This window comes from Burkholderia sp. LMU1-1-1.1 (genome assembly GCF_040675865.1).
In the GTDB taxonomy this organism is placed as follows: domain Bacteria; phylum Pseudomonadota; class Gammaproteobacteria; order Burkholderiales; family Burkholderiaceae_D; genus Rugamonas.
The window spans coordinates 102860-124539 of sequence record NZ_JBEGHG010000001.1; the positions used below are offsets into that span (position 1 = coordinate 102860).

Annotated in this window: 17 protein-coding genes; 12 read left to right on the forward strand and 5 right to left on the reverse strand. The window is 63.4% G+C overall.

The genetic code is table 11. The features are described from left to right. The first annotated feature begins 11 nt into the window (after positions 1–11). Entirely contained in the window at positions 12–3245 is a 3234-nt protein-coding gene (locus MRBLMU1_RS00415) for an eCIS core domain-containing protein (RefSeq protein WP_363495349.1), read from the forward strand. Positions 3246–3249: 4 nt separating this feature from the next. Here MRBLMU1_RS00415 and MRBLMU1_RS00420 read toward each other — a convergent pair whose 3' ends face one another. After that, on the reverse strand, positions 3250–3942 hold the full coding sequence (locus MRBLMU1_RS00420) for a response regulator transcription factor (protein ID WP_363495352.1): 693 nt from the start codon (positions 3940–3942) through the stop codon (positions 3250–3252). A 574-nt stretch (positions 3943–4516) separates the two neighbouring features. Between MRBLMU1_RS00420 and MRBLMU1_RS00425 the strand changes: the two genes are divergently transcribed. Further along, complete coding sequence (locus MRBLMU1_RS00425; RefSeq protein WP_363495355.1) at positions 4517–4861, forward strand: discoidin domain-containing protein; 345 nt, start codon at positions 4517–4519, stop codon at positions 4859–4861. Positions 4862–4915: 54 nt separating this feature from the next. Here the strand turns inward: MRBLMU1_RS00425 and MRBLMU1_RS00430 are convergent, their stop codons facing one another. After that, positions 4916–7882 (reverse strand): Tn3 family transposase, encoded by a 2967-nt coding sequence (locus MRBLMU1_RS00430; protein WP_363495358.1) that lies wholly within the window; start codon positions 7880–7882, stop codon positions 4916–4918. Between the two features lie 623 nt (positions 7883–8505). Between MRBLMU1_RS00430 and MRBLMU1_RS00435 the strand changes: the two genes are divergently transcribed. Continuing rightward, positions 8506–9183 (forward strand): hypothetical protein, encoded by a 678-nt coding sequence (locus MRBLMU1_RS00435; protein WP_363495360.1) that lies wholly within the window; start codon positions 8506–8508, stop codon positions 9181–9183. Positions 9184–9425: 242 nt separating this feature from the next. Then, positions 9426–9668, forward strand: coding sequence for a hypothetical protein (locus MRBLMU1_RS00440; RefSeq protein ID WP_363495363.1), 243 nt, complete (start codon positions 9426–9428; stop codon positions 9666–9668). A gap of 109 nt (positions 9669–9777) precedes the next feature. On the opposite strand, the gene MRBLMU1_RS00445 is transcribed toward MRBLMU1_RS00440, so the two are convergent. Continuing rightward, entirely contained in the window at positions 9778–10086 is a 309-nt protein-coding gene (locus MRBLMU1_RS00445; protein ID WP_363495366.1) for a FlxA-like family protein, read from the reverse strand. A gap of 405 nt (positions 10087–10491) precedes the next feature. Here MRBLMU1_RS00445 and MRBLMU1_RS00450 point away from each other — a divergent pair, with 405 nt between their 5' ends. Further along, complete coding sequence (locus tag MRBLMU1_RS00450; RefSeq protein ID WP_363495369.1) at positions 10492–11856, forward strand: alpha-L-fucosidase; 1365 nt, start codon at positions 10492–10494, stop codon at positions 11854–11856. Positions 11857–11898: 42 nt separating this feature from the next. Here the strand turns inward: MRBLMU1_RS00450 and MRBLMU1_RS00455 are convergent, their stop codons facing one another. Together MRBLMU1_RS00455 and MRBLMU1_RS00460 are read right to left on the reverse strand one after the other, a co-directional pair. After that, positions 11899–12252, reverse strand: coding sequence for a hypothetical protein (locus tag MRBLMU1_RS00455; protein ID WP_363495372.1), 354 nt, complete (start codon positions 12250–12252; stop codon positions 11899–11901). Positions 12253–12317: 65 nt separating this feature from the next. Beyond that, the gene (locus tag MRBLMU1_RS00460; RefSeq protein WP_363495375.1) at positions 12318–12719 is read right to left on the reverse strand and encodes a hypothetical protein; all 402 of its coding nucleotides are present in this window, start codon (positions 12717–12719) and stop codon (positions 12318–12320) included. Between the two features lie 161 nt (positions 12720–12880). Between MRBLMU1_RS00460 and MRBLMU1_RS00465 the strand changes: the two genes are divergently transcribed. The 7 genes from MRBLMU1_RS00465 (at position 12881) to MRBLMU1_RS00495 (ending at position 21605) form a co-directional block, all read left to right on the forward strand. Next, entirely contained in the window at positions 12881–13843 is a 963-nt protein-coding gene (locus MRBLMU1_RS00465) for a hypothetical protein (protein ID WP_363495378.1), read from the forward strand. 174 nt (positions 13844–14017) lie between these two features. Continuing rightward, positions 14018–14710 (forward strand): methyltransferase, encoded by a 693-nt coding sequence (locus MRBLMU1_RS00470; protein WP_363495381.1) that lies wholly within the window; start codon positions 14018–14020, stop codon positions 14708–14710. A 5-nt stretch (positions 14711–14715) separates the two neighbouring features. Further along, the gene (locus tag MRBLMU1_RS00475) at positions 14716–15966 is read left to right on the forward strand and encodes a hypothetical protein (protein WP_363495384.1); all 1251 of its coding nucleotides are present in this window, start codon (positions 14716–14718) and stop codon (positions 15964–15966) included. Continuing rightward, positions 15963–16790: an arginase family protein gene (locus MRBLMU1_RS00480; protein ID WP_363495387.1), complete on the forward strand. Its 828-nt coding sequence runs from the start codon at positions 15963–15965 to the stop codon at positions 16788–16790. Before MRBLMU1_RS00475 ends, MRBLMU1_RS00480 begins: the two co-directional genes overlap by 4 nt. 77 nt (positions 16791–16867) lie before the next feature. After that, positions 16868–18067 (forward strand): hybrid sensor histidine kinase/response regulator, encoded by a 1200-nt coding sequence (locus MRBLMU1_RS00485; RefSeq protein WP_363495390.1) that lies wholly within the window; start codon positions 16868–16870, stop codon positions 18065–18067. An 11-nt stretch (positions 18068–18078) separates the two neighbouring features. Continuing rightward, the gene (locus MRBLMU1_RS00490) at positions 18079–19074 is read left to right on the forward strand and encodes an ABC transporter substrate-binding protein (RefSeq protein WP_363495393.1); all 996 of its coding nucleotides are present in this window, start codon (positions 18079–18081) and stop codon (positions 19072–19074) included. Between the two features lie 8 nt (positions 19075–19082). After that, on the forward strand, positions 19083–21605 hold the full coding sequence (locus tag MRBLMU1_RS00495) for an ATP-binding protein (protein ID WP_363495396.1): 2523 nt from the start codon (positions 19083–19085) through the stop codon (positions 21603–21605). Positions 21606–21680: the final 75 nt, after the last annotated feature.

Below are 21680 nucleotides of genomic sequence, written 5' to 3' on the forward strand. Positions count from 1 at the left end.
TGTGAGGCGAGATGAGGCCAGAGCGCATTGCGGCCCGCGCGCCGGTAACGGAACGCCGCCCTGTGGCGGCGGCCTTGTCGCGCCAGGCCGGCGCGGTACGCTCGCCCGCAATGGCCCTGCGCCAGCGGCTCGGCAACCAGGGCACGCAGACGCTGATTGCCCGTTCGACCATCCCCGCTGTCACCAACAGCGGCAGCGGCCCGGCCATCCAATGCCTGACCGCCGTTACCGCGCCCAACGATCCGTCTGAAGTCGAAGCCCATGCCGTCGCCGCCAAGGTGATGCGGATGCCCGCGCCCGAGCCGTCGGCGGCAATAGGCGGCGCGGCGCATGGCGTGGTGCAGCGGTCGCCGGCCGGCCCCGGTGCTGCGGCGCCGGTCAGCGTGCAGACCGGCGGCGGTGCGCCGCTGTCCGCAGGCGTGCGCAATTTCATGGAACCCCGCTTCGGCGCAGATTTCAGCAAGGTGCGCGTCCACACCGGCGCAGCTGCGGCCACGCAGAGCGCCCGCCTCAACGCCAATGCCTTTGCGCTGGGCCAGAACATCTACTTCGGCGCCGGCCAGTACCAGCCCGATACGCCGACCGGCAAGGCGCTGATCGCCCACGAGCTGACCCACACCATCCAGCAGGGTGCATCGCCGCAAACGACGGCGGTGCGGCGCAGCGAGGCGCCGACGGTGTCCTCGCAGGTCGGCCCGCGCGTGCAGCGCGACTTCCTCGGCATACCCAGTCCGCGCGACTACTTTGCCGGCAAGGCGGGCGCCATCCCCGGCTTTACCATGCTGACCGTGGTGATCGGCTTCAACCCGATCAACAACGCACGGGTTGAACGCAGCGCCGGCAACATCCTGCGCGGCGCCATCGAACTGATACCCGGCGGCTTCGTGATCACCGAGGCGCTCAACAATCACGGCATATTCGACAAGGTCAGCGCCTGGGCTTCCGAACAGTTCCAGACCATCAAGGACATCGGCGCCAGCATCTGGCAGGACATCGAGAACTTCATCGACGGCTTCTCGCTGCTGGACCTGCGCCACCCGGGCAAGCTGTGGGACCGCGCCAAGGCCATCGTCACCCGCCCCATCGACCGCATCATCGCGTTTGCGCGCATGCTCAAGGACGGCATCGTCAACCTGATCAAAGAGGCCATCCTCAAGCCCATCGGCGCGTTTGCGCGCACCACCAGCGGCTATCCCCTGCTCTGCACCATCATGGGCAAGGATCCGATCACCGGCGAGAGCGTGCCGCAAGACCCGATCGCGCTGCTGGGCGGCTTCATGAAGTTCATCGGCGAGGAGGAAATCTGGAACAATATGCAAAAGGCGAATGCGATTCCGCGCGCCTTTGCCTGGTTCAACGGCGCGCTGGCGGCGCTGCGCGGCTTCCTGAACGAGATCCCCGGCCTGTTCGTGGCGGCCTTCAAGGCGCTGGAGGTGATCGACATCCTGCTGATCCCGCGTGCCTTCCTCAAGCTGGCCCGCGTGTTCGGCGACTTCGCCGGGCGCTTCATCAGCTGGGGCGCGGAGGCGGCCTGGAACCTGCTGGAGATTATCTTCGATGTCGTCAGTCCCGGTGCGCTGGCCTACATCAAGAAGACCGGTTCCGCGCTGAAGAGCATCCTGAAAAATCCACTGCCCTTCGTCGGCAACCTGGTCAAGGCGGCCAAGCTGGGCTTCATCAACTTCGGCACCAATTTCCTGGTCCACCTGAAGGCCGGCCTGATCGACTGGCTCACCGGCTCGCTGCCAGGCATCTATATCCCCAAGGCTTTCTCGCTGGGCGAGATCGCCAAGTTCGCCTTCTCGGTGCTGGGCCTGAGCTGGGCCAACATCCGGCAAAAGCTGGTGAAGGCCACCAGCGAGCCGGTGGTCAAGACGCTGGAGACCACCTTCGACATCGTGGTGACGCTGGTGCGCGAAGGACCGGGCGCGGCGTGGGAGAAAATCAAGGAGCAGCTGTCCAACCTGAAGGACATGGTCATCGGCGGCATTACCGATTTCGTGGTCGACATGGTGGTGCAGAAAGCGATACCGAAGATGATCGCCATGTTCATTCCGGGCGCCGGCTTCATCTCGGCCATCCTGTCCATCTACGACACGGTGATGGTGTTCGTGAACAAGATCTCCAAGATCATCCAGGTGGTCACGGGCTTCATCGACTCCATCGTCAACATCGCCGCCGGCAATATCGACTCGGCGGCGACCAAGGTGGAGACCACGCTGGCCGGATTGCTGTCGCTGGCCATCAACTTCCTGGCCGGCTTTGCGGGCATGGGCAAGGTGGCCGACAAGATCATGGCCGTGTTCAACAAGATCCGCGCGCCGATCGACAAGGCGCTCGACGCACTGATCAACTGGATCGTGACGACCGCCAAGAAGCTGTTCGCCAAACTGTTCGGGAAGAAAGACACGGACACGCCGGAAAGCAAGAAGGTCAAGAAAGAAGTCGGCGAATCGCTGCAAGGCAAGACCATCGATACAGTGAAGGAAGAAGAATCGCTGCTGAACGCGACCTACGCAAAATTCAAACCCAAAGGTTTGAAGAGCATCCGTTTTCAACGCAAAGGCAAGGAGTTGCTGGTACTGGTATCGGCCAGCGCCGAGGACGAGGTCGGCAGGCTAAACCTGTCCAAGGCCGAGGATCAAGCCAAGCTGCTGACCTTGATGAAGCGGTTCCGCTACATCACGCCTAGCACCTATATTTATACGCACTACAAGGGCGCGCGCATTCATACCGTAAGCAACTATCCGGCCCATGCCGAGAATGACTTTGCGCAGCAGAGCATCCCGGTAGCGCGCGACCGCATCCTGGCCGATCTGGCAGCAGGGAAACTGACGCCGACTTCCGCGGTCGAAGTCACCATGTTCATGACGCGCACGCCGTGTGACGGCTGCGCGACGACACACATACCGACCGCGCTGGGAAGACTGAAGGCCAGCCCGCTCGACAAGATGGATATCCGGCTGGTCATCGAAGCGACTGCGATGACGCAAGGGGCCACCGGCGAAGCAGGGCTGCGGAAGTTGATCGATACGCCCAACGTGGAAGTGAAAGCGTCGGATTTCTGGTCGATCGTGCTAAAAATGTTGGGCGAGCATCCGCAGTTTTATGATCAACTCACGACCCGACACTGGATGAAGACCAAGCTCAACGAATTCCAGCAGAAGAGCGTTGACCTGAAAGTGGAAATTGACGCCGAGGTGGAGCGTAAGAAGCGGGCGCCAAAAGATATCAAGAAGGGTTGATGCGTCACGGCCGGTGCGACTTGGCCAGCGTTGCTGGCGCGGGCGCCGCCACCAGCCATGGCGCATCGCGCACCCGGCGCATGGCTTGGGCGCGGCATTGCAGGCGCAGCTTTTCCAGCAGGTTGTGCACATGATGCTTGACGGTTGCCACGCTGATGCACAACTCGCGGGCGATCTCCTTGTTCGAACGGGCCTCGCCGATCAGGCGCAGCACTTCGGCTTCGCGCCTGGTCAGCGCAGGATCCTGTTCCGCAGGCAGGCGAGCAGACGCCACAGGCGTGTCCTCCATCCGAAACAAGGCGCGCAACAGGCCGCTGGAAATCTCCGCCGAGCACGACAGGCGGCCAGCCACCACATCGGTCAGCGCGTCGTACAGCGCATCGACCGGGGTGGCGCGCGCGACGTAGCCGGTAAAGCCGGCGCGGCCGCAACGTATGACTTCCTGCCGTTGCTCGGTGAGACCCAGCGCGACCAAGGCCACGGCGGGATATTGTGCGGCCAGCGCACGCACGTCGTACAAGTCGATGCCCTGGGTGACGTCGATCAGCACCAGGTCGGTGGCGGTGGAGTCGAGCATGCTGCGCAGCAAGGGAAATTCGTCGACCACGGCAATGACGTGCATCTGTGGAAACCGGCTCAGGCAGGCATGCAATCCATCGCCCAAAATGCGGATAGGCGTCAACACGATGATGTTCATGGATGTCCAGTGATCGGGAAATACCGCTTGGAAAGTCAAGAACCGGACTTTAATCTTATCACGGCGATAAGGCATGAACCCGTAGTAAATCAACAATCTAGGCGATACTGCATCGCACCCGTCATTTCGTAGCGCACCTGCTACAGTCCGCTGAAACGCGTCCGCACAGAGCAGGCACGAATCAAAAAATCTAGCAACCGTCGCACCCAACAGTGCGCAAACGCACGCTTGACATGTCCGAGGGCTCAAGATATCTTGACAACTATTCCCATCGAAAGTTTTGCTAAAACTCAATCCGGGCAAGATTTCACCACTCCAGCACCCCAAGTACATTGAATTAAACGCAACACCTCGATCGGAAAGCCACGGCTGATGGTGGAAACGCTTCCACGCTCAGCATCCCGCCATCACGAACAAGGACGTACTATGAACAAACGTAGCAGGAACCCTGATGCTCGCGCTGGCCGCATGCGGCGGCGGGGGCGATCAGGCCGCCGCGCCGCAAAGCGCGCGCATGCTCAGCGCGATGAAGGTCTAGGGCGGCGCCGCGCAATCGGCGGCGCAGTCCGCTGAATTGGCGCTGACGCCGCTCAGCGCCACCGCCGGTTCTTCCGAACGGGGCGACTTGTCGGCCGCCGCCGCCATCGACCACAACGACACGACCCGCTGGGGCAGCGGCTTCGCCGACGACCAGTACCTGACACTGGACTTCGGCACATCGCAGCCGATCACCCGCGTCCACATCGAATGGGAAAACGCCCACGCCACCCAGTACCTGCTGCCAGTCTCGGACGACAACGCGACCTGGACCACGATCAAGACCGTGGACAACAGCCAGGGCGGCAGCGAAGACTGGACCGGCCTGAGCGGCCAGGGCCGCTACCTGCGCATGAAGGGCATCAAGCGCTCGACCAACTAGAGGGTCGGCCGGGATTCGTGTAAAAATACCCAAATCCTGCCATAACCAATTGATTTATTGAAGAATTCTTGTCTTATAGTTCATCGGCGGCACCTTCCTTTCCAGATCGAGCGTGTAGTCGCCGTACCGATTGATGTGCTCGGTTCGATATGGTGCGAGGCCCGCCAGAATTTCTTCATCGATGGGCAACCCCTCCCCCTGCATATCCTTCAATGCACCGGTCATCGCCTCCACGTTATGAAGGATGGCCAAGTTGGCTACAAGCTGATTGTATTTCACTACCTTGCGCTGTTCATGGCGCACGTTTTCGGCGATGATGCCCTGGTTGCCAAAGAACAGCCACTTGATGAACTGGTTGAACTCCTCGCTCTTATTGGTGGCGGCTTGAATCGTTTTACGCAGCTCCACGTCGCCATACTTGAGCAGGAATTCAGTCCGCATGACCCGACCCAGCTCGCGGAACGCAAAATACAGCTTGTTCTTACGGCTTGCCGTCCCTAGGCGGCGCAGGATCGTCGATGGCGTGATCTTGCCTGCTTTGATGGACAGTGCGATGCGCAACATATCCGGCAGATGGGTTTCGATCAGCTCCCAATTGATCGACTCGCTGAACAAGCCATTGATGTTCTCGTAGCGGGTACCCCGGTCTGGCTTGTAAAACACCAAGCTTTTCAGGTTGGGGATCCGTGGCATCAGATTGATCCCCAGCAGGTAGGCCAAGCCGAACACGGGTGCGCTTTGAGCGTGGGTGTCGCCATGCAATGTATCGGGCTGGATATCCGACTCGTTCTTGATCAGGCCATCCAGAATATAGATCGCCTCGTACACGCCGCATGGAATGAAGTGACTGAACAGCGCGATATACATGTCGGACACGTGGTAATAACCTATGCCGCCATAGCCTCCGTAGCGGATGTGATACTCAGAGAGCAGATTTTGCTCATACATGTTCCACTTGGTCCCGTCCGCCGACGGGCTCTTGCCCGAGCCCCCGTATTTCGGCAGCAAAAATTTGTTGTGAGCATTGATGACTTGGACGATGGCCTTTTCCAGTCGGTCTTGCGTGATGTGGTGAAGGTTGAGCCACGCCACCTGCTTGCGGCTCAGGTCTTTGACCGAACGCGCGGTTTGTGTGACGCCGAGATTGCAGCCATAGCAGAACAGCGTGGTGATGAACCGCTTGCGCGGATCGTCGATCTTGGAGTCGAATCCGGATAGCGGGCCGAACTGTTTATGCAAATCCAGCCAACCCTCCGACTCCACCAGGATATCGAGGATGTTTTTTTCGGGCAGTCGCGCAGTGAGAATCTTGTCGATCTTTTCAAGCGCTTCCGGTTTCGCGTCCTTCGCATGCTTACGTAGGATCAGCTCGGTTCCGACCAGGTCCACGTGCTCGTTTTCCGGCAGGCCGGCATCCACGCGAGCGGCGATGGTCGCAAGCGATTTCTGGAGCGCTGCAGAGAACGCTTTGGGCTCCGTCTGCAGACCGAGCATGGCGCCGTATTCCTCCACTTGGGCCTGGTATTGACCCCAGTCGACGAGCTGCGTCCGGTAGTCACTGAAGTGATCGCTATTGGCGACGAAAATATCGCCCGATTGCAGCTCTTGCATTGTTTCGGTGAGCACGCACAGCTCAAAATATTTCCGGTTCACCTCCGTGACCGTTCCCGAACGCTGGCCCGTGACCGGTTTGCGCCATTTTTCCGGAATCCATTTCAGGCTCACGTTCGTTCCGACGATCGACAAGAACTCGCGGTGGCTTTGACGGTGCGCCAGCACAAAGTGAATCGCATCGATGAGGGAACGATCGGCCGACGTCGATTCGAGATTGAGCAGGCTCAGGCAGTTGAGCAACAACGGGCGCTGCGTCTGATAAGGCGACAGCATGAAAGGCAGGTAGTTGTTCCCGGCGTAGGCGATATGCTCATCGCATTCGACTAACAGGTTGCCGGGTTCGTCATGAAAGGCCGCAGAGATACGCGCTCCTCTGTCCTCGTCCGTTTCACCTTCCACAAAGGCCTCCAGGACGTCGCGCAGTTGGATAATCAACTTCTCCGCGCGTTTCTGGTGCTCCAGATAGTGCTGGCGCAATTGATCTTCCGCGCCGGTGTGAATCTTGCGCAGCTTGCGGATGAACATCTCGACAGCGTCATCGAGCGACTTGCTCAACTGCGCATGAAATAGCAATACCATTAGCGCATAGCGCTTATCTTGTTTGAGCGCCTTCATGTCTGCGACGTCCAGAGCGCGGGCTTCGTGCACATATTGGCTTCGCTTCACCACGGGGATATGTGCAACCGCAGGCAGTTCAGTCGCCCAACTCTTGAGCCATTGCAGATGCTCAAGATATTGTCGTACTTCTGTGTTGGTCGGCTTTTTCGGATACTGCTTGAGCTGCTGCCAGCCGCTCATTGCCTGCAGCGGTGCTGGTATCAACATCGCGTCGAACCGATTGACGACGGCGGCATCCAAAGGATCCGCAAGCATCTTAAAATAGCGGTCATTGACTTCACTACGAACCTTCAAGGCCTTGCGATTGAGCGTACTGAACGCCGGCAACTCGAAGCGCTGGCGTATCAGTTCCTCGATGATGACGTTGATGATGTCTGCCAGTTCCTGTTTAGTCTGGGCGGCCTCCGTCGCGGCGCTCAGGATGGCATTGTAGGTTTGTTCCGTGATGGGCAAGATTTTGACGTAAGTCCGAATCGCCTCCATGCACCGCTCGCGAGAATGGTGGCGCTTCTGTTCCTCCAAGAGTTCGCGTGCTGGAATGGAACGCAGACCGATCGCCTTGCCGACAAAAGATACGGTAGGAGCCGGAATTTCATGGAGCATCGGAAAGTAGCCTAACCTCTGGACGGTTTTCAGCAGCAGCGCAAGGTAAAGTTTGGCGGGGCCGGTCCGCGCGTTGCGACGGATGAATTTGCTATCTTCATTGGTTGGCGCATAGACGTCTTCAAGCTCGCGCTGCGTCAGCTCAGGCTTAAAGCGTGGATACGCAGTTTCATGAATACTGCTCAAGACCAGACCTCCTCATGGTGATGCTGCACCGAGCCGCTCACTTGGCGGATTATCGATGGCGTGGCAGCTCGATCGTCGTCCCCCTTGCGATGTTGATAATTTTATATTTGCATGACTGCTTTTTTGATAGTCGATGGAAGTTTTTCCAATATGCCCCTTCGCGGCGAGCATGTGTCCCCGTCTCGGCTGGCATTGGCAGGAATCCGGCATGCGCCTCCCCTGACGCACATCGTAACGTTACGGACGCGATGCCCAACTTGTCCACTTTGAAAATTCCACCCACAGTTCAGGGGCGCGGTCCTTTATTGGATATTTCCCCAAGTGCCTGATCAATCGCATATTGAGCAATTCCCGCCAGTGCGGGATTAGTGTGTAGATAGTAGAGGAGCGCGGTAAGTCCGAACGACAGTGCCCAGCCGCGCCCTCGAGCCCACGTTGCGTCGTCGATTGAGAGTCCTTGGCGGAAAACTTCACGCGATTGTGGAGTCAGAAACGTCCATCCCACCATCAGATCGCACGCCAGGCTGCAGGAGGAAGCGGACGAACGTATCGCGGCGATCGAATCCGCAAGTGTCGAGCGGGCGCGACAGCACGCCGAGTCGGCCCGCAACTTTGAGCAGCAATTGGCCACTATCAAGGCCCAGTTGCTGGAAGCCAAAGCCGACGCGGACCACGAGGCCCAAAGCCATGCACAGACAAGCGCAAACCTGCAAAACGAGGCCATTTTGCGCCACACGGGCGAACAGCAGGTGGCTGACCTGAAGGAGCGACTGACCGAGAATGAGGCGCACCGCCGGTCCCTGGAGGAAAAGCACGCCCACGCACGCGAGGGGCTGGAGCACTATCGGCAATCGGTCAAGGAGCAGCGCGACCAGGACCAGCGACGCCACGAACAGCAGATCCAACAGCTGCTGTCCGAGGTGCGCCAGTTGCAGCAAAGCCTGGTCGCCAGACAGGACGACGTTACCCGGCTCAACCAGGAAGGCGCCCGGCTGGTGGCGGACATTTACCACTCGCAAAAATCACTGTACGATGAGCAAGCACGGGGACGCCAGCTCCTCCAGCAGCTTACCGAGGTTCAGGATGAGGCGCGGCAGGTTCAGGTGATGACCGCGCAGATAGCGGGTAAGGAACGTCTGATACAGAAGCTGGAAGAGCAACTGACGAAGGCCTTAGCTCAGGCGGAAACAGCGGTCGTTCAGTCGCGTACGTTTGAAACCGCATTGGCTGTGGCACAAGCCTCGCTCATCTCACATCAGGAAACTATCGCTGAGTTCCGGGCAGGTTCAGCGTTGAGTTAAGCGAAGGCCGGCTAAAAGTTGCCGGCGCCTTGTTGAGGGGCGATGTTTATACGGCACCTCATGCATAACGGGGTGATTCTTTATTGCTTTTCCGATTATGTGTCATTTCTGGCCTTATCCCGGCTGAACCTCTGGCAGATCTGGCTGGGGCATACGTGCATTTAAATCTTAATAAATCAAATGGTTACAGAGGAATTTGGGGATTTTTACACGAATCCCGGCCGACCCTCATGTTGGGCCGCATGACGTTAGAACCGTCCATTGATATACTGCAAGACAGCTACGCGTTCAGCGACCTGAAGCTACGAGCCGTAGTAGACGGCTTTTACCAGGCGATCCGGAAAATCGAAGATGCAATCGCCCTACGACAAGCCAAGGATGTGGCGCGCTACCTGGAGCTTTATCCCGGCAGCGAGTCCGTCCCGGAAACCGTGGTGTTTAGCTTGATCGTACCTACGAATGTCATGGCCACCATCGAGACCTGACAAAGTTCCGGACTACGTCTAGCCATCAGGGCTGTCCAACACCGGTCAGCGGCCGGCCCGAACAAAAAAAACCGCTAGCGATAGCGGTTTTTTTTGTGAGGTTCAACGTTTATTGCGCGGCCTTTGTTTCGTCCGCCAGTTGGTGTTTGTCGTGCTGGCGGGCAGCTTCCTTTTGTTGTTCGGCGGCCTCGATCTGAGCGATCTGCTGCTCCATCAACTGGATCGTGCGCTGCATGTCGAAAATTTGCTTGAACAGCAGCTTCTGCAGCTCCGGATCGCTGGTTTCACGTAGCTGCTTTTGCAGCGAGGCGAGTTGTTTGCGCACGTTCTTGATCTGCGCCATGATCCGCGTGATCTGGCCCTGCGCGTCAACACTGTTGCTTACGCCGCGGGCGCCGCTGCCGATGCTCAATGCCATGACCCCTCCTTATCTGATGTGTCGCGATATTAATCCAGATTAATGATTTATGGCAACTAAATTCTTTTTTGGTAATCCACACCCGGTGGAGGGGCTAGCATTATGAAATCGCTCAAGGCGCGGAAAATTTTTGACAGTCTGGGGGGGAATGGGAATTCGCCATGTTAATGTTATTTGCTTAAAGCTGGTAATACCAGCTGCTTCCAGCAAACTCTTAATACGGAATGAATGCCCATGATTGATCGTACCCGCCGCACGCTCCTCGCGGCCGCCGCGTTAGCCGGTGGCGCCTCCCTCGCCCCATCGCATGCGGTCGCCGCGGCCAGGGACAAGGCACGCAAGAGCGCCGCTGCCGGCCTGGCGCATGGATCGGTGCTGCTGCACCTAGCTTGACGGGAGCCGACGATGAAGTGTATCGCAGCGCTCGTCGGCGCGGTGGTCTTGTTGGCCGGCCCGCGCGACGCCGGCGCCCAGATGGCGCCGCCCCACCCGATGGAACGGGTGCAGGGCGAAGATCCCGCCGCGCGCATCGGGTGGTGGCGCGGCGCGCGTTTCGGCATGTTCATCCACTGGGGCCTATACGCGATCCCCGGCCGCGGCGAATGGGTGCAGTGGGACGAGCAGATCCCGGTCGGCGAGTACGCCAGGCTCGCCGACCAGTTCAAGCCCACGGACTTGAATTTCGACATCTGGACGCAAGTGGCCAAGGCGGCCGGCATGAAGTACATGGTGATGACGGCGCGTCATCACGACGGCTTCGCCCTGTTCGATGACGGCGCCAACCCGTTCACCAGCGTCAACACCGGCGCGCATCGCGACCTCGTCGCAGATTATGTGAAGGCGGTGCGCAAGGCGGGCCTGGGCGTTGGCCTGTACTACTCGCCGCTGGACTGGCGCTTTCCCGGCTACTTCATGCCCGACCTGCAGCGCGAGAGCGCGGAAGCGATGCGCGCGCAGTACCATCGCCAGGTCGAGAAGCTGCTGACCAATTACGGCAAGATCGACGTGCTGTGGTTCGACGGCGGCGAGACCGATTGGCTGAACTTCGGCGCCGACTGGAAGGTCGCCAAGTGGGTGGCGCGCGCGCCCGGCGAGCACTATCGCGGCGGCTTCGACTGGCAGCACGCGCGGATGTATTCGACCTTGCGGCGCTTGCAGCCGCAAGTGCTCGTCAACGGCCGCGCCGACATGCCGGAGGATTTCCGATCGCGCGAAACCGACGCGGCGCTGGGCGACTTTGACAACCAGCATCCGTGGGAACTGTGCACCACCATCTCCGGCGCGTGGGGATACCAGAAGGATGCGCAGGTAAAGCCGCTCAAGCATTACATTCAATTGCTGGCCAAAGTGGCGGGGCGCGACGGCAATCTGCTGCTCAACGTCGGTCCCGCTCCCGATGGCCGTATCGACCCGCCGCAGGTGGCGCGCCTGCGCGAGATCGGCGCCTGGCTCGGCAAGTATGGACAAAGCATTTATGAGACCCGCGGCGGCCCGTTCCTGCCGGGACAGTACGGGGCGTCGACCCACCACGGCAACACGGTGTACGTGCACGTGCTGAACTGGCAGAAGGACACGCTGGCCTTGCCACCGATCCCGGCCAGGATCGTCCGCGCGTCGGTTTTGTCGGGCGGCAAGGCGAGCTTCACCCAACGCGCGCAAGGCATCGCATTGACGGTGCCGGCGGCGGCGCGCGACGACATCGATACGGTCATCGCCCTGGAGCTCGATTCGCCGGCCGCAGCGATCCCTTTGGCGCGCGTGGCCGATTAACTCCCGCCGTCGCGACACTGCGGGCCTGCGGGATCGAGAATGTCAATAGCGCGCGCCGACGCCGATCTCCTCGCTGGCGGCAGTGAAGGCCGCCCAGACCGAAGTCGCCGCGCCTTGAGGAACCGATTTCGGTTCGAACGGCGATAGGCCCTGCTGGGCACGGGCTGCATCGATGCCCGCCATCCAGGCCTTCAGCATCTCGATGTCAACGTCGCGGGTGAGACCTGTATCGATCACGCCCGGATGCACCGCGACAGCGCGCCCGCCCCGCTCCCTGTTGCGTCGGTCGAACCCGACGGCAAAAAGCGCATTAGCCCTCTTCGACTGTCCATAGGCGACCGCCGGCTTATACGCCCGTCGTTCAAAGTTCAGGCCTTCCAGATCAATGTCGCTCATTCGGTGAGCGTTGGATGACAACACAACGACGCGTGAAACTGCGAACAACAACGGCGCGAGTCGGTTCACCAAGACAAAATGGCCCAAATGCTTAGTTCCAATGTGAGTCTCGACTGTTGAATCGCTTCGCGCTCCTTCGGCTTGGACGCAATGGCGTTCATGGTGATGTCCGCCAGCGCGAACAGAATCGTGTCTATGTAGAAAGAGATCCGCTCAAGCGCAGCATGTCCCGCGAGACACTGTTCGACCATCGAACGCGAATCCAGGAACATGGCGTGGCAGCGCTGGCGACTCTGCACCGTCACGCGGTCCGACACCTTCAACTGGCGCAACGCCTTGCGCGCCATGGAATGATTCAGGCCCCACTCAATCAGCCGACTCCAAACGATGAACAGTCGGTCACGTGCTGACGCCTCGAACGGGTATGGCTCCAACATCGTCTCCGGGGCAGCATCACGGGTTTCCATATGGGAAAAACATCCATGTAAATTGAAGAACCCCTTATTGCTACTGGCTCGCTTTGACGCGAGCGGTAGCATCGCGGCGCTGGAGTGGTATGCGCGCCGTCAAAAGCTTTGTTAAGGAATGGTGCGAAAATTGTCTCTGGACCTTAGCAGGAGGTAGCGACATGAAGCGCTTGATGCATGGTATGCCGGTGCAAGTACGTTCTCTCGCAGAGATATACGCCACGCTCGACGGCAAAGGTAAATGCGATGGCATCCTGTTCATGCCGGAGATGGCCCGTTTCTGCGGAACCGTCCTTCGTGTGCATCGGCGCGCGGACAAAACCTGTGTGGAGGGTTACGGCATGCGCCGTCTGGGCAACGCCGTCTTCCTGGAAGCGGCCCGCTGCGGCGGTGAGTTTCACGACGGCTGCGAACGGCGTTGCCTGCTTTTCTGGCACGAACGGTGGCTGGTATCCGTTCCCGGTGCCAAGCCGGCAGCCGCGCCTACGCCGCCCGCCGCCCCGCCCCAACGTTTCGCCACCCGCGACGGCGAGCGCTATATTTGCCAATCCACCGAGCTGCTCGCGGCTACCGCGCCCCTGTCGCGCTGGGCCGTCGCTGCGTACGCCCGCGACGTGTGGGCCGGCGAGGTGCGGCTGACGGACTTCCTGGCGCTGGTGTGGCGAACGCTGCGGCGGCGCTTGTCGCGTGGCGGGGCGGCCGACACCATCTTGGGCGAGAACCCCCATCCTTCCCGGGGCGACCTCGCGTTGGCGGCCGGCGACATCGTACGTGTCAAGTCCGCCCTCGAGATCGCCCGGGAACTCGACCCCCAAGGTAAGAACAAGGGACTGGGCTTCGTGCCCACCATGTTGCCGGCCATCGACAAACAGTATGAAGTGGCCTTCCCGATCCGGAAAATGATACTCGAAAAGACGGGCAAGATGATCCCCCTCGCAAATACCGTGGTCCTCAAAGGCATCCAGTGCGGCGGCCCGTGCGTGGCAAATTGTCCTCGCTCGAGCGACCTATATTGGCGGGAGTCTTGGCTCGAAAAGCTGGTCGATACGCGCGCGCCCAGGCAGCCTGAAGCCGCCGGCCCGCAGGGAGCGGACGGCACGAAAGTGACGATAACGCGTCGGTAGCGCTATACGAAAAAGGTTGGCGCGCCGGCGCCGGCACTTCCACTTTGGTAGTGTTGCGGCGGCGTGATTTTGTTTCAACGCATCAGCAACTGCCGCGCAATACGCCTTATCATCTGATGTAATTTGTGCATCGTCGGCCGTACCGGCGCTTTGGCGCAAACCCAGGAGGTGTCCATGGAAACGACTTCCCGTCTTAATCCCGACCACATCGACAAATGGCAACGCAGCCGCCAACGCGCGTTCAAGGCGGTGCCGGAGGACGGCCGCACCATGCACTATCTGGGCAAGTCGTTTCACGTCTACCCGGAGACGTTCTGGCCGTTCCTCGACAGCCAGCCGCTGGTGCGCAGCCTGCGCATCGGCGCCGGCGAAAGCGTGCTCGACGTCGGCACCGGGTCGGGCGTGATCGCCATCCACGCCTGTTGCCTCGGGGCGGCGCGCGTGCTGGCGCTCGACGTCAATCCGGCCGCGCTCAGGAGCGCGGGACGCAATGCCATCGAGCACGGCTTCGGCCAGGTGATGGAGGTGCGCTGCTCCGACCTGTTCGAGCAGGTGGGCGATGAGCGGTTCGACGTCATCACCGCCAACCTGCCCTTCCGCGACAAGCCCGCCCCCGACGTCGTGGCGCGCTCGCAATGGGACACCGGCTTCCAGACCAATACCCGCTTCTTCCGGGATGTCGGCCGGCATTTGAAGCCCGGCGGCCGGATCTATTTCGCCCACGCCAATTTCGGCGCGCTCGACGACGTCAAGCGGCTCGCCGCGCAGGCCGGCCTGACGTGCGAACTGCTCGCCACGAGCGGGCGCGGGCGGGCCGCGGCGCGTGAATTCTACGCCTTCCTCATGCAACGCGCGCCGCACGAATAGTGCGCATGGATGAGTTACTGATAACGATCAACGCCCTGCGGGCGGTCGCCCACACCTCGTGGCGGCACCGCGTGCGGCGCGTCGCCGTGATACTGACCGGTTCGCGCAGCGGTTCCTCGCTGTTCAAGGATTGCCTGGCCCAACATCCGGGCTTCGCCGCGCTCGATGGCGAGCTCGAGCCTTTTCTGGCGCTGACCGGCAACGGCTTCGGCCACCATCCGCACTGCCGCAGCGACGCGATCGGCGAGCTGGCCAACCCGGAGGCGCTGGCCGACAATATTTTCGACGGTCTGACGGTGGCGTCGGACGGCCCGGTGCCGGCGCGGCAATTGCAGGCGCGCTGGCGCAAGCGCCTGTTGCTGCAGTTCCCGGCGGTATTTTCCGCCCCGCGCGAGTGGGCCGCGTTGGAGGCGTCGCTCGCGCGCGCGTTCGACGCGCCGGATGCCCGCGCGCGCGACGCGCCGCCGCGCGCCACGCAGCGCATGGTGCTGCAGAGCGTCTTCGGCCAGGCGCGCTGGCGCCTGAACTACTATGATGGCGGTTTCGGCCTGGAGGCCGGTCGTCCATTCGACGAAGCCGCCAAAATCGAGGAGCCGCCGTTCGTGCTGCCCTCGCTCAGCCGGCGCAGCTACACCGAAGCCGACGTGCCGGATAAGATACTGCTGTTCAAGTCCCCCGCCGACGCGTTCCGCCCCGGCCTGCACCGGCAATTGTTCCCGGCGGCCACGGTGCACTACATCCACCTGACGCGCGGCTACGCCCAGAGCGTCAACGGCCTGATCGACGGCTGGCTCTCTCCGACCGGTTTTTTCTCGCATGACATGCGACGCGCCGGCGTGCCGCTGGCGATCGGCGGCTATGCCGACCGCTGCGTGTTCGGCCGGCGCTGGTGGAAGTTCGACCTGCCGCCCAACTGGCGCGATTTCGTCGACGCCCCGCTCGGCGAGGTCTGCCTCAACCAGTGGCTGTCCTGCCATCGCCACATCCTGGCCAGTGGCACGCGCCCGCAACGCGTGGCGTTCGAGGATTTCCTGGCCGATCCGGCATCGACGCTGGCGGCGGTCTGGCGCCGCCTCGACCTGCCGCCCGTCGCCGCGCCCGCCGCCGCGTTGCCGGTGACCATGGCGACGGCCGCGCCGAGCCCGGGCCGCTGGCGCCGGCGCGGCGCGCTGCTGCAGCCAATGGTGGCGCGCGCGGCCGTGAGGGAGACCATGACCGAGCTCGGTTATGGGCTGCGGCCGGAGGCTTGGCAATGATCAAGCCGCTGCTGGTGCCCTACCTGATGGGGCAGAGACGCGACCAGCTGCGCCGCCTGGCGCCGTTCCGCGACGAACCATGGCAGGTGCTCGATGTGCCCGAACTGGTCAGCGCCCACATCGCCGACCGCAACGAACAGCTGCGCTGCATGGGGCTGGCCTACGCCCCCTTGGCGGCCGCGGTGCGACAAGCGGCCGCCACCGGCGAGATACCGCTGAGCATCGCGGGCGACTGCGTCTCGTCGCTGGGCGTGCTGGCCGGCCTGCAGCAGGCCGGTCGCGCGCCGCAACGCATCCTGTGGCTCGATGCGCACGGCGATTTCCACACCTGGGCCACCACCCAGACCCGCTATGTGGGCGGCATGCCGCTGGCGATGCTGGTCGGGCGTCCCGACCGCCGGCGGGACAAGCGCGACAGCAGCACGGCGCTGCGCGCGCTGACCGGCTGCCAGCCCTATCCGGAGCACCAGGTGCTACTGTCCGATGCGCGCGACCTCGACCCCGGCGAGGACGACGCGTTGCGCCGCTCGGCCATCGTGCGCTGTCCGCTCGACGAGGTCCTGCGCCACCTGTCGCCGCACGAGAGCCTGTACATCCATTTCGACACCGACGTGCTCGACGAGGCCGAGCGGATGCCGGCGCTCAAGTACCATGTGCCCGGCGGCCCGCGGCTGGAGCAACTGGGGCGCCTGTTCCGCCGGCTGGCAGGCTTCCGCCTGCTGGCCGTGTCGGTGTCGGCCTGGCATGCCGAGCACGACGACGGCAGCGCCGCCTTCGCCTGCCTGGAGCTGCTGCGGCAGCTGCTGCCGGCGCCGCGCGGATAGGATTGGAGAGTTTCTTGACGGTTAAGTCAGGCATAATCACTCACGCGGCCGAGTCGGCCGAGCGCCTGGGAGGGCCCATGTCCGAAGTCGTTACCGGTTGGCGTATCGCGGTCGTCGACGACCAGTTGAACCATCTGCGCGCGCTGTGCGACATCCTCGGGCAGCACGGATTCGAGGCCAGCGGATTTGCCACCGGCGCCGAGGCGCTGGCGCGGATCAAGGACGGCGGCTTCGACCTGCTGCTGACCGACCTGGTGATGCCCAACATCGACGGCCTGGCGCTGCTCGAGGCGGCCCGCGCGATCGACGAGCATATCGCGTGCGTCGTCATGACCGGCGAGGGCAGCGTCGATTCCGCCGTCCGCGCCATGAAGATGGGCGCCTTCGACTACGTGGTCAAGCCGTTCAAGGCGGCGACGCTGTTGCCGATACTGCGGCGCGCGATCGAGTCGCGCCGGCTGCGCCTGCACAACGTGGCGCTGGAGGCGGCGCTGCGCGAGCGGATCGACGAACTCGGCCGCCTGAACCTGGTGCTTGACGAGGCGCGCCGCGAGGCCGAGCGCGCCAACAAGGCGAAGTCGACCTTCCTGTCGAGCATGAGCCACGAGTTGCGCACGCCGTTGAACAGCATCCTCGGCTTTTCGCACATGATGGCCTCGGACCAGTTTCCGATGGGCGCGGCCGACCGCCAACGGCTGGCGCGCCATATCGTGCGTTCGGGGCAGCATTTATTGCAGTTGGTCAACGAGGTGCTGGACCTGTCCAGGATCGAATCGGAGAAGCTGACGTTGCACATCGGCCCGGTGCTGCTGGAGCCGGCCCTGGCCGAGGCGTATGCGATCGTCGCGCCGATGGCGAAGGAACGCGGCGTCACGCTGGCCACGCCCGGCCCGGCCGCCTACGAGCTCAGCGCCGACCCGTTGCGGCTGCGGCAGGTCCTGGTGAACCTGCTGTCGAACGCCATCAAATACAACCGCGACGGCGGCGACGTCCGCGTCAGTTGCGGGCGCTACGACGGCCAGGTCAGCGTGGCCATCGCCGACAGCGGGCTGGGCATGACGTCGGCGCAGCTGGACAGCCTGTTCCTCCCCTTTAGCCGCGCGGGACGCGAGGAAAGCGACATCGAGGGCACCGGCCTCGGCCTGGTCATCACGCAGCGGCTGCTCGAAGCGATGGATGGCAGCATCCACGTCGAAAGCCAGCCTGGCGCCGGCAGCACCTTCCGTTTCGAGCTGCCCGGGCACGCCGCGGCGCGCGCCTGCGCGGCGGCGCGATGATGGCGCGCGCCATGTCCCGCGGCCGCCGGCGGGCGGCGCTGCTGGCGCTGGCGCTGGCCGCCGGCGCCTGGTGGCATGCGCGCCCGGCACCGGCGCCGACCACCGCGCTGACCATCGCCACCAACACCGAATACCTGGGCACCTGCCCGGTCATGGCGGCCCAGGCCCACGGCTATTTCGGCGCCGAGCGCCTGCGCGTGACGCTGCAGCCGCACAGCAGCGGCAGGCAAGCGCTCAACGCCGTGCTGGCGAACCGGGCGGAGCTGGCGACGGTGGCCGACATCCCGGTCGTGTTCGCCGCGCTCGACGGCCAGCCGGTGCAGATCCTCGCCACCATCTTCCGCACCGGCCAGGACCACGGGCTGGTGGCCAGGCGCGACCGCGGCATCGCGCGCGCAAGCGACCTGATCGGTAAGCGCATCGGCGTCACGCTGACCACCTCGGGCCACTTCGCGCTGGAGGTCTTGCTCAACCGCCAGCGTCTGGACACACACGATGTGACGCTGGTGAACTATCCGCCCGAGGGGCTGCTGCCGGCGCTGGCCAGCGGCGCGGTCGACGCCGTCAGCGGCTGGGATCCGTTCCTGAGCCGGATCGAGGAGGCGCTGGGCGTGTCCACGGTGCGCTTTTCGGGACGCGACGTCTACGAGAGCATCTACAATATAGTGGCCCTGCGCGCTTTCCTGAGCCGGCACCCGGACACTGCCGTCAGGCTGCTGCGGGCCCTCGCGCAAGGCGAGCGGTACTGCGCCGCCCATCCACAACAGGCGGTCGCCTTCCTGCCCCGTATGTCGCCGCGCGGCCGGGCCGCCGCCCTCGCCGCCTGGCCGGCGCACCACTTCGGCCTCGAGCTCGACCAAAGCCTGCTGCTGGTGCTCGAGGACCAGGCGCGCTGGGCCATCAAGGGCGGCCTGGGCGAGGGCGACCGCATGCCCAACTTCCTCGACTACATTTACCTCGACGGGTTAAAGACGGTCAGCCCGGCCGCGGTGACCATCTTCGACTAGGACCGCGCGTGAAGATTTCCACCCGCCTCAGGATCGCCCAGCTGTGCTGCCTGGTGTTGTTGCTGCTCATGGGCGCGGTGTTCACCGCGACCACCCTGGCGATGCGCCGCGAGGTGGCCAAGGCCGAGGTCACCGGCGAGATCCTGCGGGCGGCGCACGGCCTGCGCTATCTGTCGCTCGAATACGTGATGCACCACGAAACGCGCAGCCGCCTGCAATGGCTGCAGCGCCACCAGTCGCTGGGGCGCCTGCTGGCCGGCGCCGGCCGCTTCGACACCGATGACGAACTGGCCCTGATGACCGAGCTGCGCGGCCATGCGCGGTCGATCGGCGGCCTGTTCGACGAATTGCAGGGGCTGCAGGAGGAATTGCGGCGCACGCCGGCCCGGCGCCAGATCCTGCTCGAGCTCGAGGCCCGGCTGACCGGGATGGTCATGCAGCGGGCGCAGAACATGATGTCGAACGCCGAGGAGCTGACGCGCCTGAGCAGCACACACATCCTGGCGGCGCAGCACCGCGCCATGCTGGCCGCCGGCGCGCTCGGCACGATGGTGCTGGGGGTCGTGCTGTGGGCGATGGGCTTGACCATCCGCAGCGTGACGGCGCCGCTGACGCGGCTGCACAAGGCGACCGAGGCGGTCGACGGCGGTAGCCTCGACTTCGCGTTGCACCTGCATTCGAACGATGAGATCGGCAGTCTGGCGCGCGCCTTCAACCAGATGCTCGAACGCCTGCAGCAAAGCACGGTCTCGCGCAACGATCTGCTGCGCGCCAACCAGGCACTGCAGCGTGAGATGAGCGAGCGCCAGGCCGCCGACGCCCGCGTGCTGGCCCAGCTGAACCGCATGAATCTGCTGCAGCAGATCACCCGCTCGATCGCCGAGCGCCAGGACCTGCACAGCATCTTCCAGGTGGTGATCCGCAGCCTGGAGGACCAGTTGCCGGTCGACTTCGGCGCCATCTGCATCCATGCCGACGGCGAGCTGGTGGTCAGCTGCGTCGGCGTGCGCAGCTACGAGCTGTCGATGACGCTGGCGATGACCGAGGCGGCCCACATCCCGATCGACCGCAACGGCCTGTCGCGCTGCGCGGCCGGACAGCTGGTCTACGAGGCCGACATCGGCGCGGTCGATTTCCCGTTTCCGCAGCGCCTGGCCAAGGCCGGCCTGGCGTCGATGGTGCTGGCGCCGCTGCTGGCCGAAAGCACCGTGTTCGGCATGCTGATCGTGGCGCGCCGCACGGTCGGCGGCTTCTCCAGCACGGACTGCGAATTCCTGCGCCAGCTGAGCGAGCACGTGGCGCTGGCCGCCAATCAGGCCAAGCTGTATGCGACGCTGCAGCAGGCCTACGCCGACCTGCACCACAGCCAGGCCCAGATCACCAAGCAGGAGCGGCTGCGCGCGCTCGGCCAGATGGCCAGCGGCATCGCCCACGACATCAACAACGCCATCTCGCCGATCGGCCTGTACGCCGAGGCGCTGCTGGAGAACGAGCAGGCGCTCAGCGACCGCGGCCGCGCCAGCCTGCAAGTGATCGAGCGGGCCATCGACGACGTCGCGGCGACGGTCGGGCGCATGCGCGAGTTCTACCGCCAGCGCGAGCCGCAGGTCATGCTCAGCACAGTGAACATCAATCTGATGCTGCAGCACGTGATCGACCTGACGCGCGCGCGCTGGTCCGACATGCCGCAACAGCGCGGCATCGTGATCGAGATGCGCCAGGACCTGGCGCCGGAACTGCCGGCCATTCTCGGCATGGAGGGCGAGATCCGCGAGGCGCTCACCAACCTGGTGTTCAACGCCATCGACGCCCTGCCCGACGGCGGCGTGGTGACGCTGCGCACGCGCCATCTCGCGCAGGGCGACGACACCGGCGCCGACCCGCAGGTGCTGGTGGAGGTGGGCGACGACGGCGCCGGCATGGACGAGGCGACGCAACGGCGCTGCCTGGAGCCGTTCTTCACGACCAAGGGCGAGCGCGGCACAGGGTTGGGGCTGGCGACCGTCTACGGCATGATAGAACGCCATTCAGGCCGCATCAATATCGCCTCGCGGCCCGGCGCCGGCACCGTCGTCGGCCTGTATTTCCCGGTAAGGGCCGACGCCGTGCCGGGCGCGGCGCCGCCGGCGGCGGCCAGTGCGCCGGCGCCGCTGAAGATCCTGATCGTCGACGACGATCCAACGCTGCTGGCGTCGCTCTCGAGCATTCTGACGATGGACGGGCACGCCGTCACCGAGGCCGATGGCGGCCAGGCCGGCATCGACCTCTTCGCCGCGGCCCACGCGGACGGCGCCGGCTTTGCGCTGGTGATCACCGACTTGGGCATGCCGTACGTGGATGGGCGCAAGGTGGCCGAGGCGACCAAGCGGCTGGCGCCGGCCGTGCCGGTGATACTGCTCACCGGCTGGGGCCAGCGCATGATACCCGACAGCGACGACGGGCCGGTCAACGTCGACCTGGTCCTGAGCAAGCCGCCGAAGCTGCGGGAATTGCGCGGCGCGCTACTCAAATGCACCGCACCGGCGCCTTGAACGCACGGCGGCCATGTCCGGATTCGCGATGTCGGGCACGGCATGCGCAACGAAACCGGCGGGCCGACTCCTTCG

Excerpts from the sequence above, each read along its gene's own strand:
- MRBLMU1_RS00440 (WP_363495363.1), top strand. The coding sequence starts at position 9,426 with ATGACGTTAGAACCGTCCATTGATATACTGCAAGACAGCTACGCGTTC.
- MRBLMU1_RS00445 (WP_363495366.1), bottom strand. The coding sequence starts at position 10,086 with ATGGCATTGAGCATCGGCAGCGGCGCCCGCGGCGTAAGCAACAGTGTT.
- MRBLMU1_RS00460 (WP_363495375.1), bottom strand. The coding sequence starts at position 12,719 with ATGGAAACCCGTGATGCTGCCCCGGAGACGATGTTGGAGCCATACCCG.
- MRBLMU1_RS00470 (WP_363495381.1), top strand. The coding sequence starts at position 14,018 with ATGGAAACGACTTCCCGTCTTAATCCCGACCACATCGACAAATGGCAA.
- MRBLMU1_RS00415 (WP_363495349.1), top strand. The coding sequence starts at position 12 with ATGAGGCCAGAGCGCATTGCGGCCCGCGCGCCGGTAACGGAACGCCGC.
- MRBLMU1_RS00450 (WP_363495369.1), top strand. The coding sequence starts at position 10,492 with ATGAAGTGTATCGCAGCGCTCGTCGGCGCGGTGGTCTTGTTGGCCGGC.
- MRBLMU1_RS00465 (WP_363495378.1), top strand. The coding sequence starts at position 12,881 with ATGAAGCGCTTGATGCATGGTATGCCGGTGCAAGTACGTTCTCTCGCA.
- MRBLMU1_RS00455 (WP_363495372.1), bottom strand. The coding sequence starts at position 12,252 with ATGAGCGACATTGATCTGGAAGGCCTGAACTTTGAACGACGGGCGTAT.
- MRBLMU1_RS00480 (WP_363495387.1), top strand. The coding sequence starts at position 15,963 with ATGATCAAGCCGCTGCTGGTGCCCTACCTGATGGGGCAGAGACGCGAC.
- MRBLMU1_RS00490 (WP_363495393.1), top strand. The coding sequence starts at position 18,079 with ATGTCCCGCGGCCGCCGGCGGGCGGCGCTGCTGGCGCTGGCGCTGGCC.
- MRBLMU1_RS00485 (WP_363495390.1), top strand. The coding sequence starts at position 16,868 with ATGTCCGAAGTCGTTACCGGTTGGCGTATCGCGGTCGTCGACGACCAG.
- MRBLMU1_RS00420 (WP_363495352.1), bottom strand. The coding sequence starts at position 3,942 with ATGAACATCATCGTGTTGACGCCTATCCGCATTTTGGGCGATGGATTG.
- MRBLMU1_RS00475 (WP_363495384.1), top strand. The coding sequence starts at position 14,716 with ATGGATGAGTTACTGATAACGATCAACGCCCTGCGGGCGGTCGCCCAC.